The organism is Floridaenema evergladense BLCC-F167 (genome assembly GCF_041929205.2).
In the GTDB taxonomy this organism is placed as follows: domain Bacteria; phylum Cyanobacteriota; class Cyanobacteriia; order Cyanobacteriales; family Aerosakkonemataceae; genus Floridanema; species Floridanema evergladense.
Map to the genome: position 1 here is coordinate 1237509 of NZ_CM171625.1, position 18345 is coordinate 1255853.

General features: G+C 42.3%; 16 protein-coding genes and 1 pseudogene. 7 read left to right on the forward strand and 10 right to left on the reverse strand.

Annotated features, from left to right (window positions below):
- Window positions 1–208: 208 nt before the first annotated feature.
- The 6 genes from ACE1CA_RS05740 to ACE1CA_RS05765 all read right to left on the reverse strand — a co-directional run bounded on the left by ACE1CA_RS05740 (window position 209) and on the right by ACE1CA_RS05765 (window position 7597).
- Complete coding sequence (locus ACE1CA_RS05740; protein WP_413278501.1) at window positions 209–445, reverse strand: CsbD family protein; 237 nt, start codon at window positions 443–445, stop codon at window positions 209–211.
- 107 nt (window positions 446–552) lie between these two features.
- Window positions 553–4860: a beta strand repeat-containing protein gene (locus ACE1CA_RS05745; RefSeq protein WP_413278500.1), complete on the reverse strand. Its 4308-nt coding sequence runs from the start codon at window positions 4858–4860 to the stop codon at window positions 553–555.
- Window positions 4861–4946: 86 nt separating this feature from the next.
- Window positions 4947–5543, reverse strand: a complete 597-nt coding sequence (locus ACE1CA_RS05750; protein WP_413278499.1) for a hypothetical protein — start codon at window positions 5541–5543, stop codon at window positions 4947–4949.
- A 138-nt stretch (window positions 5544–5681) separates the two neighbouring features.
- Window positions 5682–6113 carry a hypothetical protein gene (locus tag ACE1CA_RS05755; protein WP_413278498.1) on the reverse strand — a complete coding sequence of 144 codons (432 nt, stop codon included), beginning with the start codon at window positions 6111–6113 and terminating at the stop codon, window positions 5682–5684.
- A gap of 53 nt (window positions 6114–6166) precedes the next feature.
- On the reverse strand, window positions 6167–6943 hold the full coding sequence (locus tag ACE1CA_RS05760; protein WP_413278497.1) for a hypothetical protein: 777 nt from the start codon (window positions 6941–6943) through the stop codon (window positions 6167–6169).
- A 30-nt stretch (window positions 6944–6973) separates the two neighbouring features.
- Window positions 6974–7597 (reverse strand): hypothetical protein, encoded by a 624-nt coding sequence (locus ACE1CA_RS05765; RefSeq protein WP_413278496.1) that lies wholly within the window; start codon window positions 7595–7597, stop codon window positions 6974–6976.
- Between ACE1CA_RS05765 and ACE1CA_RS05770 the strand changes: the two genes are divergently transcribed.
- Complete coding sequence (locus ACE1CA_RS05770; RefSeq protein ID WP_413278495.1) at window positions 7586–7828, forward strand: hypothetical protein; 243 nt, start codon at window positions 7586–7588, stop codon at window positions 7826–7828. The genes ACE1CA_RS05765 and ACE1CA_RS05770 overlap by 12 nt on opposite strands.
- Here the strand turns inward: ACE1CA_RS05770 and ACE1CA_RS05775 are convergent.
- The 3 genes and pseudogenes from ACE1CA_RS05775 to ACE1CA_RS05785 form a co-directional block, all read right to left on the reverse strand.
- Entirely contained in the window at window positions 7821–9083 is a 1263-nt protein-coding gene (locus ACE1CA_RS05775; RefSeq protein ID WP_413278494.1) for a PrsW family intramembrane metalloprotease, read from the reverse strand. The two genes, ACE1CA_RS05770 and ACE1CA_RS05775, sit on opposite strands and share 8 nt — an antisense overlap.
- Window positions 9084–9264: 181 nt before the next feature.
- Window positions 9265–9354, reverse strand: a pseudogene (locus ACE1CA_RS05780) (aspartyl protease); the annotation flags it as partial.
- Window positions 9351–10148 (reverse strand): Uma2 family endonuclease, encoded by a 798-nt coding sequence (locus ACE1CA_RS05785; protein WP_486517674.1) that lies wholly within the window; start codon window positions 10146–10148, stop codon window positions 9351–9353. The gene ACE1CA_RS05785 and the pseudogene ACE1CA_RS05780, both read right to left, overlap by 4 nt.
- Before the next feature lie 435 nt (window positions 10149–10583).
- Between ACE1CA_RS05785 and ACE1CA_RS05790 the strand changes: the two genes are divergently transcribed.
- The 3 genes from ACE1CA_RS05790 (at window position 10584) to ACE1CA_RS05800 (ending at window position 14742) form a co-directional block, all read left to right on the forward strand.
- A complete protein-coding gene (locus ACE1CA_RS05790) occupies window positions 10584–11675 on the forward strand; it encodes an isocitrate/isopropylmalate dehydrogenase family protein (RefSeq protein ID WP_413278492.1) in 1092 nt (363 codons plus the stop codon).
- Window positions 11676–11680: 5 nt separating this feature from the next.
- Window positions 11681–13393, forward strand: coding sequence for an aconitase/3-isopropylmalate dehydratase large subunit family protein (locus ACE1CA_RS05795; protein ID WP_413278491.1), 1713 nt, complete (start codon window positions 11681–11683; stop codon window positions 13391–13393).
- Between the two features lie 164 nt (window positions 13394–13557).
- Window positions 13558–14742 carry a 2-isopropylmalate synthase gene (locus ACE1CA_RS05800; protein WP_413278490.1) on the forward strand — a complete coding sequence of 395 codons (1185 nt, stop codon included), beginning with the start codon at window positions 13558–13560 and terminating at the stop codon, window positions 14740–14742.
- Window positions 14743–15167: 425 nt separating this feature from the next.
- On the opposite strand, the gene ACE1CA_RS05805 is transcribed toward ACE1CA_RS05800, so the two are convergent.
- Window positions 15168–16472, reverse strand: coding sequence for an NAD(P)/FAD-dependent oxidoreductase (locus ACE1CA_RS05805; RefSeq protein WP_413278489.1), 1305 nt, complete (start codon window positions 16470–16472; stop codon window positions 15168–15170).
- Window positions 16473–16772: 300 nt separating this feature from the next.
- Between ACE1CA_RS05805 and ACE1CA_RS05810 the strand changes: the two genes are divergently transcribed.
- The 3 genes from ACE1CA_RS05810 to ACE1CA_RS05820 are packed head-to-tail and all read left to right on the forward strand — an operon-like array spanning window position 16773 to window position 18327.
- On the forward strand, window positions 16773–17477 hold the full coding sequence (locus ACE1CA_RS05810; RefSeq protein WP_413278488.1) for an MBL fold metallo-hydrolase: 705 nt from the start codon (window positions 16773–16775) through the stop codon (window positions 17475–17477).
- Between the two features lie 11 nt (window positions 17478–17488).
- The gene (locus ACE1CA_RS05815; protein WP_413278487.1) at window positions 17489–17917 is read left to right on the forward strand and encodes a YeeE/YedE family protein; all 429 of its coding nucleotides are present in this window, start codon (window positions 17489–17491) and stop codon (window positions 17915–17917) included.
- On the forward strand, window positions 17914–18327 hold the full coding sequence (locus ACE1CA_RS05820; RefSeq protein WP_413278486.1) for a DUF6691 family protein: 414 nt from the start codon (window positions 17914–17916) through the stop codon (window positions 18325–18327). The genes ACE1CA_RS05815 and ACE1CA_RS05820 overlap by 4 nt, the downstream gene beginning before the upstream one ends.
- Window positions 18328–18345: the final 18 nt, after the last annotated feature.

Consider the following 18345-nt stretch of genomic DNA (forward strand, 5'->3'; position numbering starts at 1 on the left):
GAACAGCTTACCATCAGTTTGTCTGGAGGAAGCTTAGTATTATCAAGCCAATTTTTTTCATTTTTTTACTTAGCAGGATAAATCATTAATAAAATTACTAAAAAAGGGGATTTTTAACCTTACTCAATAGAGCAATTCAAGAATTAGTTAATTATGATTAAGTAATCCCCAAAACTGTTAACCCAAACCAGTCAATATTGGTTCACGCTTAGTCCAGTTTTTGTTTGACTTTATCGATCGCATCACTAGCAGCATTCTTAATCCCATCCAGCAAATTTTGGGCTTTATCTTTAACATCTGCTGCTGTATTCAAAGCCGCTGCTTGTGCTTGTTTAATTTCACCTTCCGTTTTCATTTTGCGATCGCCAGTCAACTCACCCGCAGCTGCTTGTAATTTGCCTTCTGCATCTTTAGCCGCCGCTTTAATTTTGTCTTCAATGCTCATAATCTTTCTCCAACGTATAATTTAATTATCAAGCTATATGAACCAGAAAAAAATGTCAAGTATTACGTTGTTGCGCTGTCTTCGCTAAAGCGCAACAACGTACCAAACTAAGGCAAAGAAACAAAATCAGCCTGAGTAATTAAATTAACAGCAATCCCATTCAAAGTTGCCAACAATTGATTACTACCAAGCTGAGTAATAACCGTATTATTTCCACTTTGGGTAAACGCTAGTTGTTGGAAAGTTAAACCACCAGATAAAGCTAAGAAATCTACTCCATCTTGGAAATCAACAATTACATCACCACCTTTGCCAGAAGCTAACACAAATCGATCGCTTCCATTCCCACCAGAAATCGAATCATTACCTAGATCGCCACTGAGGAAATCATCACCATCTCCACCAATTAAAGTATCATCACCTTTACCCCCATAAATCGAATCATTACCAGCTTCACCACTCAGCCAATCTGTCCCTAAATTACCAAAAATTAAATCATCACCTTTACCACCACAAATTTCATCAATATCAGGATCGGAAAGGTCAGTTCCATCGCCACCGTAGAGAGTATCATTCCCTTCATCACCGCAAAGAAAATCATTACCTTTATTGCCAAAAACCAGATCTTTTCCGGCTTCTCCAAATAGAAAATCTTGTCCTTGACCACCAAAGATAGAATCATTTCCATCCTCAGCAAAAATAAAGTCTATGCCAGTATTACCAAAGAGCAAATCATTACCTTCACCGCCAAAGATAATATCATCATCGGTACTTCCTGATAAATTATCAGCACCATTGCCAAATACAGTATCGTCGCCTTTATCACCAGCTAAAATGTCATCGCCTTTATCGCCGTAGACTATATCATTACCTTGACCGCCACGCACGAAATCAGTATCTTGACCGCCGCGTACCGTATCATTACCCTCATTACCATTAACGTAATCTTGAGCTTGGTTCCCATTGAGAAAATCGTTGCCTTCACCACCAGCAACCCAATCTTCTTCGGTACTACCGTAAACTTCATCATTTCCAGTTCCACCAACTAAATTATCATTACCTCCTTCACCAAGGAGAAAATCATTGGCAGCAAAACCGAAAATCTCATCATTTCTAAAGTTGCCGACCAAAAAATTGGGGTCTTCATTACCATCTAGGAGATCGTCAAATGGATTTAAATTGATAGATACACCAGGCAAATTATTTAGATCGGGAGCGGTAATATAATCACAGAAACAATCTTCTAGATCGGCGATCGCAACACTAGCATTAACAGCACTACCAAGGTTATAACCATTACCATTATTTAAAACCAATTGAACAGTTTCATTGGGATCGAATACAGAGTCAGTAAGTGGGGCGACATTTAAAGTAGCAGTAGTTTGTCCTGCCGCAATCGTAAAACTATTAGCAGTTAAGTTGGTAATATTAGTACCTGTGGTTAAGTTATAATCAGCGTTCTGGGTAGCAGTTCCCGTCACACCATAGTTGATAGTTAGACCACCTGCCGGGGCAGGGTTGTTTAAGGTAATAATAAAAGTGCCATTCACCAAACCTCTTTCGGAAGCATATCCTTGAGAGGTAACGTTAACAGTCGGTGTATTATCGTTAATGATGATACTAGCTTGAGCATTAGTGCCAAGGGAATAGTTATCCTGAGTGCTGTTTTCTAAAGTGAGTTGAACAGTTTCATTAGGGTCAAATACTGCATCGTCAACCGGACTGACGTTTATGGTAGCAGTGGTTTGTCCAGGAGCAATAGTAAAACTTTTGGGTCTAACATCGGTAATATTGCTACCTGATGTGAGAGTGAAATCAGTGGTTTCGGTAGCAGTTCCTCCCACTTTATAAGTAATAGTTAGACCACCAGCGGGGGCTGAGTTGTCCAGAGTAATGATAAAAGTGCCGTTGAGAGTGCCTCTTTCGTTGGCATTTGTACCAGGGGCAATACTGACAGTGCGGACATCATCGGCAATGGTGAGAGTGGCATTATTAGCAGCACCGACATTGTAATTAGTACCAGTATTTAAAGTCAGTTGGACGGTTTCATTCGGGTCCCGCACCGCATCGTCAACGGGAGTAACGTTTAAGGTAGCTTTGGTTTGTCCGGCAGCAATGGTAAAACTGTTAGTGGTAACAGCGGTGATGTTGTTGCCTGTGGCGAGGGTGTAGTCAGTGGTACGAGTAGCAGTTCCGGCGAGACTATAGTTGATAGTTAAACCACCAGCGGGGGCTGGGTTGTTTAAGGTAATTTGAAAAGTACCGTCGATCGTACCTCTTTCGTTGGGATTTGTCCCTGGCGCAATAGTGATAGTAGGGAGAGTAGGAAGATTTGGGGTAGTGGGGGGAGTGACATCATTATCAGCAATGGTCAGAGAAGCGTTACTTTTAGTAGCACTAACTGTATAGCCAGTTCCATTGTTTAAGGTAAGTTGGATGGTTTCATTCGGATCAACGATGTTGTCATCAAAGGGGTTGACATCTATGGTAGCGGTGGTTTGTCCGGCAGCAATCGTAAAATTAGTAGATGTAACAGCAGTAATGTTGTTGCCTGTGGCTAAAGTGTAGTCAGCGGGAGTAGTAGCAGTTCCAGCTACAGCATAGTTGATAGTCAGACCACCTGGAGGGGCGGGGTTGTCTAGGGTAAGGAGAAAGGTGCCTTTGCTGCTGTTTGTTTCACTGGGGTTGATACCGGAAAGAATCGAGATGGTGGGAGTAAGGGTAGGGGGAACGGCGATATCATCATCGATAATAGGGACGATCGCTCCACTTTTTGAGGTATCCAACTTATAGTTACTACCACTGGTTAACGTGAGTTGGACAGCTTCAGTTGGCTCAACTAAAGTATCGTCAACCGGGACAACATTTAAAGTGGCAGTTTTTTGTCCGGCAGCAATGGTAAAACTGGTGGGTGTAACCGCAGTAATGTTCGTGCCTGTAGCTAAGGTGTAATCAGTGGTATTGGTAGCAGTTCCGCCAAGGTTATAGTTGACAACTAGACCGCCTTGAGGTGCTGGTTCGTCTAAGGTAATCGTAAAGGTACCGTTGACATGACCCTGTTCTTTAGAAATTGTAGTTTGACCAAGGGTAACAGTAGGTAACAGACTAAGTTTGGCTACGAAGATGTCATTGGTTCCTTGAGAAGTTAGAAGTTTAGTTCCGAAACTGGCGCTGCCATTGAAACCGCCCGTGATGTAAGCATTGCCGCTATTGTCGGTGGTGATACTTCTGCTTTGATCGTTACCACTACCCCCCATACCGATCGCCGAAACCACATTGCCACTGCTGTCTAGTTTAGCTACGAAGATGTCACTGGCTCCTTGGGAAGTCAGGGTAACACTCCCAAAGGTGGTGCTGCCAGTGAAAAAACCTGTGGTGTAGACATTACCACTACTGTCGGTGGCGATGCTGTCACCTACGTCACTACCGTTAGAACCAAAACTTTTTGCCCAAGCAACATTACCACTGTTGTCCAGTTTAGCTACGAAGATGTCATTGTCACCTTGGGAAGTCAGGGTAACACTCCCAAAGGTGGCGTTGCCAGCGAAATTACCTGTGGTGTAGAGGTTGCCACTACTGTCAGTAGCGATGCTATAGCTAGTATCGTTAGTGATAGAACCAAAATTTTTCGCCCAAGCGACATTACCATTGCTGTCTTGTTTGGTTACGAAGATGTCAGTGCCACCTTGGGAAGTCAGGGTAACACTCCCAAAGGTGGCGTTGCCAGTGAAAGAACCTGTGGTGTAGATGTTGCCACTACTGTCGGTGGCGATGCTATAGCCTCGATCCGTAGCGGTAGAACCAAAATTTTTCGCCCAAGCGACACTACCATTGCTGTCCAGTTTAGTTACTAAGATGTCACCGCCACCAACGGTAGTTAGTTTCGTACTCCCAGGAGTATTGTTGCCACTCAAAGTACCTCCTGTGACGTAAGCGCTGCCACTCAAAATACCTGTGACGTAGAGGTTGCCACTACTGTCGGTGGTGATGTTGAAGCCTTGATCGGTAGCATTACTCCCGTAATTTTTCGCCCAAGTAAAATTGCCACTGCTGTCTTGTTTGGTTACGAAGATGTCAGTGCCACCTTGGGAAGTCAGGGTAACACTCCCAAAGGTGGCGCTGCCAGAGAAATTGCCTGTGGTGTAGATGTTACCGCTACTGTCAGTGACTATAGCCTGGGCAATATTGGTAGTTCCAGAGGAGACACTTTTTGCCCAAATTACATTGCCACTACTGTCTTGTTTGGTGATGTATGAATCAAGGTTTCCCTGGGAAGTCAGGGTCGTAGTCCCGAAGGTGACGCTGCCAGAGAAACTGCCTGTGGTGTAGAGGTTGCCGCTACTGTCCGTGGCGATGTCGTTGCCTGTATCGGGTCCAGTACTACCGAAACCTTTTGCCCAAATAACTTCAGTCATTGTGAACTCCTGTGAATTAATAAAGGATTTGGTTTGCTGTGAAAAAAAGGAACTGTTTGCCCAAAGAAGATTGACTCCTCTGTTGCTTAGAGAGATAGAGTTTGAGGTTGACTGCCTTCGGGAAACAGTTTAGTTCCTTTTATGGGTGTTTTGGCACTCAGACTAGGTAAATCTGAGGGGTTGGTGGGGTATTTTTTGCCGTCGAACTTTAACGCGATGGTTTTGGCTGGCATTCCACCACCGCTGACTGTGAAAATTAAGTCGCGCCAGCCGTTGGTTTTGGTTTCGCTGACGGTGAGGGGCGGACGAACTAAGGAGGTGGTGGAGACTAAGCGATAGGTGTGGTTTTTTTGTCCTTGAAAGATCAGCATGGTGCAGCCTCCTGTGCCGCACCAGTAGGGACTGCTGAAAACGACTATGCCATCTTTGATACTGTCGCCGTTTAGGTCGATCGTCTCGGCAAAAAAGCGATCGCTTGTCTCTACTGTTTGTTTTTGTTGTTTGATGTAATTGGTAATGGCTTGCTGCAATGCGTTTTTCTCAGTAGCATCAACTACTAGTGTGGCTGCTGTTGGTTGAGTTTCTTGGGTTGAGGTGGTGGTTTCTGGTGGTGGGTTGGTGGGACAACCTGTTAGCAGAAGGGAAAGGAATATTCCACCAATGGTTAAAGATTTGTTGTTCATCGGTTGTTCTGGGAGTGGTTTTAGCCCGCCTGCCTTATCAATTCGCAGGCTAATAGCGAAAGTCCATTAAAATGGACTGAAAACTTTTGATTTTTGAGTATTCAGTCCATTTCAAACATCCTTTGATGAATCTGCTAACTATTTACCAAAGGCTCGTTTTACATTTGATTGTGAGAGGTAGTAAATAATCAGTCCTGAGATGACAATTCCGACAATTGCGCCAGCAACATTTCCTACCTTGGTGAAAATTGCTATCAGATTGCTGATGATGTTCCAGGCGGCAAATACGATCGCTAAAGTCCAACCCCATCCTTTTAGGGTAAACAAACCGTACCCGCCAATTAAACCGATGATGCCACTGATAATCCCAGCAATGCCAAATCCTGCCATCATCGGGCCGATCTGTGCCGCAGCAGCAGCATCAGCTGTTCCTGCTGTTCCTGCTGTTCCTGCCGTTAACATCGCTCCTCCAAATAAAAGGCTGAATCCGCCAATTAGCAGATTTAAAACCGCGCCAATAATTTGCAGGACGGCTAGAATTGTTACTCCGGTTGGTCTTTGATTGCTCATGATTTCACCCTCTGAATGTTTAATGTTGAATTAGTCTTTGGGTTTGTTAAGTTTTAGCGATCGCAATCTGCCTTGGGAGCATAAACAATGGCTGCATACCGTCCATTCGTGGTTCTAATGGCGACGCAGTTTCCGGTGCGCCGTTCTCGCCAGTTGCTATAGGCGCTGTCTGCTTGTTGAGTTGCCTTTACCCAAACGTAACCTCGATCGCGCACGGTATTTTCCGCTTGTCCGGCTCTAGCACCGACTAAATCTTCTAAATTTGGGACGGATGCACCGACTCGTGCTTGGGTAGTATTTGAGTTATTTGAGTTAGAGGAAGAGGAACCATGTTTTCCGCTTAAGAGTCCGACGATTAAAGCCCCAACTGCGACACCTGCAACCACTTCACCTGTTGATGGTTTGCGATCGTTATCGTGGGAAACGTTGGTGGGATATTGACTGTCTAGCTTCACGGATAAGCGTTGTCTGGCTCCATCTTCCTCCCAAGTGAATACTCCTCTGTCCGGTTCATCTCTAAAGCGGACGTTGTGGAGTTCATCGTGGGTTTCTACTTGCAGCGATTCTCTATCTGGGCCAAAAAAGCGATACTGAGATCCGTTATCTAGTTCAACTATGAAGATCACTGTGCTGCCTTGTTGTTTTTGCTTGACGATACAATGCCCGTCAAATCGAGGGTATTGAGAACTTTCTTCTGTGAGTTTGCAACGTCCATGTGCTCTGGCAAGAACTTCTGCTGATGCTGTGGGAACGAAGGGTAAAAGCCAGGTGGCAATGGTTAATCCTACAGTTCCTAATGCGGTCAATTTTTGGTTGAAGTTAATTTTCATTTAGTAGTCCTCACGAAAAAATTATTTTAACTATAATCTACCTTCGTTTACGTCGCTGTAGATGTAGTTGTAAAATTCGTCTCCGGTGACGGCATTGATAACTGTGATGCGTCCGGTTTGGCGATCGTAAATCACGCGCACTCGCCCATCTGAACCAATGAAAGTATTGCCAGAGGTGCGTCTGAGAACTCCTGAATATTTAAATTCACCTTCCGTAATCCGAACTGTAATTTGGTTGGGAGTGCGACGAATAATTCTCGTAACTGGAGTCGGAGAAGAACTATTAGATGAAGATTGATTGTTATTAGAACCTGAGTTCCAATAAACAAAAATTGATTCTTTGGCAAGGCGATAAATGGTTCCTGAGTCACCTAATCCTCCTGATTCCCGATAGGCGCGTTGACCATTTTGATCTCGATAGTTATTGGGTTGATTGCCTACTGGACGCAGTTCGTAGCGTCTGCCATTTTGCAGTTGAATGCTGACAAAACCTTGTCTTTGGGAAAAGGTACAGGGGCCATACCAGGAAGCCCGATCTTCGCCTTTGGGATAAACGTCACAACGAGCTTGAACGGTGTCAGCTTTGGCGGTAATAGCCATGCTCAGAGATGTCAAAGACAGAATAGATGCGAGGGCAATTGTTTGAATTTTCATTGGTTACTCTTATGGCAAAAAATTAGGTTACTACAAACAACCTTCGTCTACGTCGCTGTAGATGTAGTTGTAAAATTCGGTGTCTGTGACAGGGTTGATAATAGTTATGCGTCCGGTTTGGCGATCGCTACGCGAACGGAAATAACTCAAACTCGTTCAGATAAACCAGTATCAAATTTTACCTCAAATGCGGTAAAAGATGTGTTTGTTTATGGTTTCTTCATCAAATAACCGCGTTCTTGACTCGATCGCGCAACCGTGCCAACTCCTCGCGCCAGGAGGCGACTAGAGGATCGGTTTCCACATCTTTTCCGTCATGATTAACGCGCCATTTGCGAATCGCCAGTTCGTTCTGTGCGCGGACGATCGCATACGATGTGCGTCGATCCAACCCAGGAATGCGACGAGTGGCAAATAAGCGATCGCCCTTCACCCCCTCATATTCCTCTGGCGTAATCACTGGTTCTTTTTCATTTGCCAGTCCATCCCGAATCACCTGCAACTCCCAAAGACCACTTTGCCAGAGCATTACCCCCACAATCAGAAAAAATGGGAAAAAGGCGATCGCTCTGATGGCACTATGCTGAAACCACTGGTTGAGAAAAGGTTCAACAACCGCAGAAACGGCTGGTTTGGCAGGTTCTTGTGTGGCGATCGATTTACCCGTCACCAGATAGACTACTGAGAAAAGAATTAGACCGATCGCATTATTGAGGAAGTGCCCTACAAAACCCAATAACCAGGCAGTTACGGGTGCCGCATACCGCAGCAATTGACGAGTTGTTTGGCGAGCTAAACCAAGCCCCATGCCAAATAGACCTGAATACAGAGCGTGTCCGGCTAAACCAAAGAGGGCAAAGCGATCGGCCATTTGAAAATACAGAGGCACATCCCCCGTAGCGATAAATCCTTTCGCCACATAAAACGGCGCTTCCAGCAGATTAAAGCCAATTCCTACCAGCGCACCATAAATAAACCCATCCAGCACCCCATCAAATTCTGACCTGAAAAGCCAGAATAAAAGCAAAATCCCTAATCCTTTGGTGGTTTCCTCGACAATCGGACCTGCTATTGGTGCGCCAATAATTGTTTTGGCATCAGAACCATAAATAGTCTTAAGGATGGGAGTTGTTTTCACCAGATTGCCAATATTTTCAATTATCCAGGTGTTAATCGGGTAAGCCAGCGCAGTTGCGATTAAAGCACCCCAGAGAATGGCAATTAGGTAAAGCCACTTTGATTCTGGTTCGCGACGGTCTAAAAACCACAAAATTGATAGAGGAATAATCGAGATTAGTAGTGTTCCTCCCAGACTAAGGAGAAAGATTTGAAAACCCGCAGGAGACATACCGCCAAAAAAATTGCGAATCAGGACGATCGCACTGATAATCACTAGCACGGTTAGGAAAAGAACGATCGGTATCGCCTTGCGGGGGTTACTTAACGGAGAATCATAGAGGATTCTGGCTCGGTTGGTTAATGACATAAGCTCAATTTGATTTTTACAGATTATTTCTTGCTCGTAAAACAGGCTAATTGTAAATGCTATTTTTATCTCATGGGACTAAGTTATAGATTCACAAGTACCAAAATTTCTTAACGATCGCACAAAAATACTTTTTGACACTCCGACATTTAAGATAATTTGATAACTTTTTCCAACTGTAGCCGCAAAGGGATATTTGAGCATCTTGAAAAATCTGGGCTTTACTAAATCCAGTTGCGGTAGCAACATTTACTTCTTTGAGCAATCTTAACCGAGTAGTATTGCGATCGCAGATACATCCAAACCTGTAACGCTGGCAACCTGTTCCACCGTCATTCCATTTGCCAGTAAGTTGCTTGCAGTTTGTAATAACTGTGACTCAACCCTGTCTGCGCGTTGGCGTTCCTGTTCTGCGCGTTGACGTTCCTGTTCTGCGCGTTGACGTTCCTGTTCTTCAGGCGTTGGCAGTAATTCTCCTTCCAAAGTTGCCCAGCGTAACCAAATTGCATCAATCCCTTTATAATTTCCTTGCCATTGCTGCAAAGCTAATCCTAAAGATTCGCTCAGTAGTTGATTGCGATCGTTACGAATTAGAGGTTGATAAACTCTTTGTTGAATCGAAAAACCCGCCCAATCATCAGGGTTAAAGGGGTCATACCAGAAATATTCTGGCACCCGCATTTGGTTTTGATAAATCAGCTTTTTCTCGTTTTTATCTGCCGCAGCGGTACTTTTTGATAGCAACTCAATCACCACATCGGGTGCTTTTCCCTCCTCCCAAACAACCCAACTTCTGCGTTCACCTTTAGGGACACCCAACACCACAAAAAAATCTGGCCCTTTAAAGTCTTGGTTTCGCACCTGCGCCAGACTGTAGTAGACAAACATATTGCCGCCAACAAACCCATCCTCTCGTTGTGACAACCAAGGAATCAAGGCATCGATCAGCAAATCCATCTGCACTTTGTGTCTTGCACTTTCCATCGGCTCACCATCATCATAAGGAAGTTCGGCTTGGGTAGGCGGAGATTCAATCAGAGTTGCAGGTAAAGTAGTTTCTGACATTGCTGTTAAAGTGGGGTAGCCCTTTTTCGGATATATCTATAGTAGTGAAAGCGATCGGCTAAGTGTTCCTGAATTCTCTGTCTACCCGCTCCATGAAAAACCAGCAGAACGGCTGTTAATTTGGATGGCTCTCCCGTACTCATGATGATAAGTAAACCTAATGAATTAGCAAAGTGCTTATTTTATAGGGAATCCCAGTCCCCAGTCCCCAAAATTAGGCTTTTCCACCACAAGTACGGGAGAACCTAATTTATTGATAGACAAATTTGTTAAATATTCGGTTAATCTTAACAACGGTGAATTTCGGAAAGTTCTAGGGTAATTTGCATAATTTATAGTCATGATGCCAGCTACTGTCGTCAAAAATCTCATAAAGGTATACTCTGTAAGGAACAAAAGGAGTAATTTCAATTAGGTTTAGAGGTTTAGGGAAAAATGGAGTCTTTAACTAATACTTCCACGGCAAAAACATCTGAACTGTGGCCTAAAAAGCCTCGTAGTTCACCCTATCGGATTGTTGCCATTAGTGGTGAAGGAATTGGCCCAGAAGTTGTAGAAGCTTGCTTAACAATTTTACAAGAAGTAGCTAGACTTGAAGCATTCACTTTGGAAGTACAATATGCTTTACTGGGTGCAATTGCTTGGGAAAAAATGGGAAGTTATTTACCAGAAGTGACTATTGAATTGTGCGATCGAGCCGATGGAATTGTCTTTGGTGCAGTTACCCAAGGCGGACTCCTAGAATTACGAAAACACTTCGATTTTTTTTGTAATTTGCGACCAATTCGCAGTTTTAACAGTTTACTACATAAATCAAGCCTTAAACCAGAAAAAGTTAAACAATTAGATATTTTAATCGTTCGAGAATTGGTCAGTGGGATCTATTTTGGCCCATCGGGGAGAGCTTCAGATGAAAAAGGAATTTACGGATATCATACAATGCGCTATTATGATGAAGAAATTCGTAGAATTGCCTGTACAGCATTACAACAAGCTGAAAAACGCCGAGGATTGCTGACAGTAGCCCATAAAGAAAATGCCTTGCCTCATTTACCTTGGACTCGTTTAGTACAAGAAGAGGCTGCCAAATTTCCTAGTGTAATTATTGAACCAATGTTAGTGGATAATTTAGCAATGCAAATGGTTCTAAATCCTCAAAGATTTGATGTAATTTTGGCAGGAAATCTGTTTGGAGATATTCTCAGCGATCTTGGTGGTGCTTTAGTTGGCTCGATCGGACTATTAGGATCGGCTAGTATTAATAGTAATGGATTCGGTCTTTATGAAGCAATTCATGGCACAGCTCCAGACATTGCGGGAAAGGGAATTGCTAATCCTTTAGGAACTCTGGCAGCTGGTGTTTTAATGTTAGAACAATGGGGAGAAAAAGCAGCTGCTCGAAGAATTAAGCAAGCACAGGAGCGGGTTTTAGCTAAAGGCTATCGCACCGCCGATTTATTTCCTCAAAAAGAAGAAATTTTGGTGAATACGGAAACTCTAGTTAACCTTTTGTTGGAGGAACTTTAAAAAATATGAACAATCAAAAGAACGTTTTACATTTAGGGGATGATATCAATACTGATGATATTATTCCTGCCGCCAGAGCGACAAATAATGACTTAGATCATTTAAAACTATATGCGTTAGAACATATCATTGGTGTGGGAGAATTATTAAAATATAATGTGATTGAAGCGGGGGAAAATTTTGGCTGCGGTTCGAGTCGAGAAGTTGCTCCTATTGCTTTGCGAGCGGCGGGAATTAAAAAAATTCGGGCGCGATCGTTCGCCGAAATTTTTTATCGCAATAGTATTAATATAGGGCTAACTCTAGAAATTTTAGGGGAAAAACGAGAGAATCCAGTAGTGAATGCGATCGCCGCTGCGGGAGGATTAATTCCCTTTAATCAAAAGCGTCGTCAGGGAGAAATTACCATTCCTTCCAGCTTAACTTCTCCTAGACCGATGACTCTAGTTGAAAAACTCTTAGCTAAAGCTTCTGGTAATTCCTACGTGGCACCCGGAGAAGTAGTTTTTGCTAAAGTTGACCTAGCTTTATCCCACGATGCCGTAGCTGGGCCAGTAGCCAAAGTATTCTATCAAAATTATGGCAAAAATGCGAAATTATGGGACTCACAAAAAGTAGTTTTAGTTGCCGATCACTTTATTCAAGTTACTGACATTCGTCCTGAAGATAACAAAGCTTATTTAATGTATGAAGAGATGATTGACTTTGCTAAAACTCAAGGATGTCACTTATTTGATGTAGTTTCACCCGGAGAAGCAGCGGGAATTTGTCATGTTTTATTACCAGAAAAAGGGTTGATTCGACCAGGAATGGTAATTGCTGGAACAGACTCTCATAGCTGCACTTATGGCGCATTAGGAGCGTTTTCTACTGGGGTGGGAACGACAGATATGGCAAATATTTTTGCGATGGGAGATATGTGGATTCGAGTGCCAACAACTTTAGTATTTGAGTTGTCGGGAACCCTACCTGCTAATATTAGTGCCAAAGATATAATTTTGTTTATTTTGGGACAAATTGGTTGTGCTGGTGCAACGGGAAAAGTTATGGAATTTCGCGGCTCTATTATTGAAGAATTGCCTTTCGACGAACGCATGACATTGGCAAATATGGCGATCGAATGTGGGGCAATGTGTGGTTTGATAGCAACAGATGAAGTAACTCGTCAGTATGTGAGCGATCGCACTTCTCAAGAATTTACCGAAATTGTTGCAGACTCCGATGCAGAATACGAAAAAATTTATCAATTTGATCTGAGCCACTTAGAACCCCAAGTGGCACGTCCCCCCAAACCCGACCAAGTAGTAAACATTAGCGAATTAGGAGAAGTTCCCATTACTAAAGCTTTTATTGGTTCTTGTACAGGAGGAAAACTTTACGATCTTGCCCAAGCAGCAGCAGTTTTACGCGATCGGCAAGTAGCAGAAGGCGTAAAATTGTATATAGTTCCTGCTAGTATAGAAATTCGTCAACAAGCCCAAGAATTAGGTTATCTTGATATTTTTGCACAAGCAGGAGCACAGATTCTTAAGTCAGGTTGTGGAGCTTGTATTAATTCTGGCCTGGGAGTTTTAGCCAAAGAAGAAACCGGAATCTATGCAACCAATCGTAATTTTAAAGGACGTAGCGGCGACCCATCAGGTAAAAATTATTTAGCCTCTCCAAGAACAGTGGCAATTTCAGCTATACAAGGAAAAATTAGTCATGCTCTAGCTTAAAAAATAAAAAAAGTTGAAATATCAACTGATACAGTTCAAGAAATTTCAACAGAATCATCGGCTGAGGTAGATACTAGACAGGTAGTTATTGCAACTATCAATAATAAATAAATTCCGCAGCCAGAAGTTAACTTTGACAAGAAATTAGTTCGATCGGAGAAATCATGGAAACTATTTCACTCAAAATTTATGATGAAACTTTGCGGGATGGAGAACAACAAGCAGGCATTTTCTTCTCCTATCCAACCAAACATAAACTTGCCCATTTGATTGGTCAAACAAGAGTTCATGGGCTTGCCATTATGCCTGCTGTTTGTCAGCAAGAAGAAGAGTTAGTCCAATCATTAGTCAGCGAAGGATGGGACAAACTCATCACTGCTTCTATAATGATGGGAAAGCAGTATATTGATAAAGCGAAAAACTACGGTGTTAAACGTATTATTTTGTTTCTTGGGCTTTCTGACCGACTGCTGTTTCTGCGAAACCCCGAAGTTCGACTGATGAGCGAATTTAAAGGCAAAACCATTGATGATAATATTCCCGCAGGAATAATTAATAAAATCCGCCAAGATGCTATTAATTTAGCTGTAGAAAATTTGCACTATGCTTCAAGGGTTGCTGGACTCAGAGTAGATTTTGCTGCTGAGGATGCTTCGAGAGCCGATTTTGATTATTTAGTGCAATGTATTCGCTCCTTTAGTCCTTATATTGAAAACTTTTTACTTTGTGATACAGTTGGTATTTTGAATCCAGAAAAAAGTTATATCTGGGTTAACGATCTGCTCCAATCTACCACAGGAGTTACATTGGGGGTACATTATCACAATGATATGGGTATGGCTTTGGAAAATACTCTCCAGTCTGTCATGGCAGGAGCCACTTTAGTTTCAGGGACATTTTGCGGCTTAGGAGAGCGAGCCGGAAATGTTGCCTTGGAGCAGGTGTTAAATGGGTTGCGAATTCGCTTCGGTATAGAAGTTGAGGGAATTAACTATGATGCTATTGCCGAGGTGACAAATTACATTGAAAAATTGGGGATTCGTCCTGCTTCTCCTTACTCTAAGGCTACTCAACGCCATGAATCAGGTATCCATGTCAATTCTTTATTTTGCGATCCTAAAAGTTATGCAGTATTCCAGTATAATACGATCGAAGTTGTGTTTGGCAAATGGAGTGGAGTTAGCAATTTTCAATATCTATTTGAAAAACTACTGCAAAATCCTCAACCGAGAGAGAAATACGAAAAAATGCGCTCAACAATTAAATCTCTGGCTTTGGAACAAGAACGATATTTTACAGCCAATGAGGTTGTAGAGTTATGGAAAAATGGTATATTTGATAATTTTTAAGGATTCAGAGAAGAAACTCTAGTTGTAGCTTCTGTCTCCTTGATGTCAGGCTAAAACATGATGTACTACCTTTCCAAGTTTTCCGGCTCAATGCAGGACTCTCTGTATACCAGCTGCTCGATGGGGAATATCAAGTGCGCCAGTTTTGCGGGAGCGATCGCATCCTAAGCTGTTCCGCATTTAAATTGGATTGTTTGGAAACAGAAGAAAATTCGTCTAATTCTCTCCCCTGCCCCCCTGCCCCCCTGCTCCCCTGCAATCTTAATAAGTGATTTAAATGCGTGACAGCTTATCACACCTATTCCCCGAACTCAATCTCACAGCCGAACAAATTTTTTCGGCGCAAAAATGAGAGTCTTGAATGAATAAGAATGGCTCTCCCGTACTCATGGTGATACCCAAAGTCAATTAATTATGGGGGATAGTCAATTATTTCGCCACTGGATGAACTTGATGTAATCTCCTTCAAACTGCTCTCCTTTTAGCATTCGATGCCAATAAATCCAAGGCAAAAGAGTTGTTTTCATCTGCCACATAATCCAACGTTCTTTAATGGGATTAAGGGGAAAGCTAGACAGCACTGTGCCAGTATAGCCATCAAATTCAGCCATGATTGTTTTACCATAGCCAGTGATTAAAGGACAACAAGTATAGCCATCATATTTATTTAATAATGGTTGAGAGTTTATAAAAGCTAACAAATTTTCAGCTACAATTACTGCTTGTTTGCGTGCTGCTGCTGCTGTTTTAGATGTCGGCAGGGAAGAAGCATCTCCTAAACTAAATACATTGGAATATCGGTTGTGCTGTAGTGTGTATTTATCCACGTCTACCCAGCCGTATGTACTACCTGGAACTGCTAAAGGGCTTTGTTTAATAAAGTTGGGGGCGCTTTGTGGTGGAGCGACGTGAATCATGTCGTACTTGTGAGTAATTTCATCTACAGCAGTGCCGCTATCATCAAAAACATCAAAAATCGCTTCTTTAGTTTCAGCTTTAATCTCTTTCAAATTGTGCCGAAATTTAACATCAATTTCCCGATCGACAACAACTTTATCTAATAGTGCTGAATATTCTGGCACGGAAAACATTTTGGTAGCTGGCGTGAGAAACATGACGTTAGTGCGTTGACGAACTCCAAATTTACTGCGAAAGGTGTCATCTGCCATGTACATGATTTTTTGGGGGGCACCACCACATTTGACAGGTGTATTGGGAAATGTAAATAAAGCATTTCCACCTGAGAAATTTTTGATTAGTTCCCAAGTATAAGGTGCGTAATTCGGAGCATAATTACTGGTAACGCCATTTTTGCCGATCGCTTCTTTCAACCCTTTAATTAAATGCCAGTCCAACTGGATACCAGGACAAACAATTAAATAATCATACTCAACCAAGATGCCCTCTTGGGTCAGAACAGCATTATTATCTGGGTCTAGTTTCACTACTCGGTCTGCAATCCAAGTTGCTTGTTGAGGAATAAAATCTTTTTTATCTCTCACTGTATCTTCAATTCGGAATACTCCTCCACCTGTCATCGTCCAACCGGGTTGGTAGTATTGTTTCTGCGATGGCTCGATAATCGCAATATCTAAGGATTGATTTCTTTTCAATAATATAGAAGCGGTGGTCAGTCCGGCAGATCCACCTCCAATAAAAACGATTTGGTGGTGCAAAGTTTTGGTAATTACGGGTGTTGTTTCAGAAGGCTGGAAAGTTGATGTTATCATAAGTTTTCTTTTTCGTTGTGAGAAGAGTTCGATCGCTAATCAATAAGCTCTGGCAAATTTAGTAAGTACTCAAATCTTGCCCCAGGGGAGGTAGAATCTCCCTATCCTCGTTCCCTAGTTGAACCTGGGAACGAGGAACAGAGGCTCTACCTCCTAGTGCAAGTCTAAGTAAATCTACTCCCTCTGCCAAATTTTTTGTTGCTCTTGTCAAATTATAGAATCTAAATTACTATATAGCAATATAAACAATAAATAAATACAGCGAGCCAGCAATTTTAGATTGATAAGGAGTCTCCAGCTATGTTATTCCGCCAATTGTTTGACAAAGAAACCAGCACTTATACTTATTTAATTGCTGATGAGAAGACCAAAGAAGCCGCTTTGGTCGATCCGGTAATCGAGCAAGTCGATCGCGACTTAAAGCTAATTCAAGAATTAGGATTAACGTTGCGCTATTGTTTAGAAACTCACATTCACGCCGATCACATTACGGGAACGGGTAAGTTGCGGGAAATCACAGGTTGTGATGGAATAGTGCCAGAAAATGCCCAAGCTGTTTGTGCTAATGGCTTTATTAAAGATGGGGAAGTATTAAAATTAGGCGATGTGGAAATTTTGGCGATCGCTACTTTAGGACATACTGACAGCCATAATTCTTACTTAGTCAATCAAAACATATTGCTGACCGGAGATTCTCTTTTTATTCGTGGTTGTGGAAGGACTGATTTCCAAAGTGGCGATCCGGGTTTGATGTACGATCGCGTTACACAAAAATTATTCACTTTACCAGATGAAACTTTAGTTTATCCTGGTCACGATTACAGAGGACATTTAGTTTCTACAATTGGCGAAGAAAAGCAATATAATCCCAGATTCGTTGGTAAAGATCGGGCGAGTTTTATTGAACAAATGAATAACTTGAATCTGCCGAATCCGAAGAAAATTGCCGAAGCTGTTCCGGCTAATCAAAAATGTGGAAACGTCGCTGTAATGGCAGAAGCTTGAGGATTTAGATCGTGGCTAATTTTAACTGGATTTATGCTTTAATTGGTGGCATTCTCATCGGTTTAAGTGCCACCTTATTACTAGCATTTAATGGTCGAATTGCTGGTATTAGTGGAATTTTTAATGGTGCGATCGCCTTTAACAAGCAAGAAGTTTGGCGATGGATGTTTATCCTGGGTATGTTGTTAGGAGGAATATTTTCCGAATATGTACTAGCACCTCAACCAACTCCTAAGTCTACATTTGTCCCTTGGGCAATGATTATTGGCGGTTTTCTAGTTGGTTTTGGTACTAGAATGGGTAGCGGTTGTACTAGCGGTCATGGAGTGTGCGGATTAGGTCGATTATCTGCGCGATCGCTAATAGCAGTTCTCACTTTTATGATTACTGCTATCTTGACAGTTTTTATTGTCCGTCATGTTTTACGGTTAAGTATATGAAAGAGAAGCTAATAGCTCTGTTGTCAGGAGTGTTATTTGGTTTAGGATTGGGGCTTTCACAGATGATCGATCGCGATCGAGTACTGGGCTTTTTAGATGTTACTGGTGCTTGGGATTCAACATTATTATTTGTGTTAGGTGGTGCGGTTACGGTAACAGTAATTGCCTTCCGATTTGTCTTACAACTTCCTCACCCAATATTTGCTGACGCATTTAATTTACCCAGCAAGAAAGATATCGATAAACCTTTAGTTATTGGGGCTGCTATTTTCGGTATTGGTTGGGGAATTGCTGGATATTGTCCTGGGCCAAGTATCACTGCTTTAGTGTTAGGTATTTGGAATCCGATTTTGTTTGTGGTGGCGTTCATTATCGGTTCTTTAGCCTTTAAAAACTTTTCTGTAAAGTAATTCTACTGCTTGATAAAA

Excerpts from the sequence above, each read along its gene's own strand:
- ACE1CA_RS05740 (WP_413278501.1), bottom strand. The coding sequence starts at position 445 with ATGAGCATTGAAGACAAAATTAAAGCGGCGGCTAAAGATGCAGAAGGC.
- ACE1CA_RS05745 (WP_413278500.1), bottom strand. The coding sequence starts at position 4,860 with ATGACTGAAGTTATTTGGGCAAAAGGTTTCGGTAGTACTGGACCCGAT.
- ACE1CA_RS05750 (WP_413278499.1), bottom strand. The coding sequence starts at position 5,543 with ATGAACAACAAATCTTTAACCATTGGTGGAATATTCCTTTCCCTTCTG.
- ACE1CA_RS05755 (WP_413278498.1), bottom strand. The coding sequence starts at position 6,113 with ATGAGCAATCAAAGACCAACCGGAGTAACAATTCTAGCCGTCCTGCAA.
- ACE1CA_RS05760 (WP_413278497.1), bottom strand. The coding sequence starts at position 6,943 with ATGAAAATTAACTTCAACCAAAAATTGACCGCATTAGGAACTGTAGGA.
- ACE1CA_RS05765 (WP_413278496.1), bottom strand. The coding sequence starts at position 7,597 with ATGAAAATTCAAACAATTGCCCTCGCATCTATTCTGTCTTTGACATCT.
- ACE1CA_RS05775 (WP_413278494.1), bottom strand. The coding sequence starts at position 9,083 with ATGTCATTAACCAACCGAGCCAGAATCCTCTATGATTCTCCGTTAAGT.
- ACE1CA_RS05785 (WP_486517674.1), bottom strand. The coding sequence starts at position 10,148 with ATGTCAGAAACTACTTTACCTGCAACTCTGATTGAATCTCCGCCTACC.
- ACE1CA_RS05790 (WP_413278492.1), top strand. The coding sequence starts at position 10,584 with ATGGAGTCTTTAACTAATACTTCCACGGCAAAAACATCTGAACTGTGG.
- ACE1CA_RS05795 (WP_413278491.1), top strand. The coding sequence starts at position 11,681 with ATGAACAATCAAAAGAACGTTTTACATTTAGGGGATGATATCAATACT.
- ACE1CA_RS05800 (WP_413278490.1), top strand. The coding sequence starts at position 13,558 with ATGGAAACTATTTCACTCAAAATTTATGATGAAACTTTGCGGGATGGA.
- ACE1CA_RS05805 (WP_413278489.1), bottom strand. The coding sequence starts at position 16,472 with ATGATAACATCAACTTTCCAGCCTTCTGAAACAACACCCGTAATTACC.
- ACE1CA_RS05810 (WP_413278488.1), top strand. The coding sequence starts at position 16,773 with ATGTTATTCCGCCAATTGTTTGACAAAGAAACCAGCACTTATACTTAT.
- ACE1CA_RS05820 (WP_413278486.1), top strand. The coding sequence starts at position 17,914 with ATGAAAGAGAAGCTAATAGCTCTGTTGTCAGGAGTGTTATTTGGTTTA.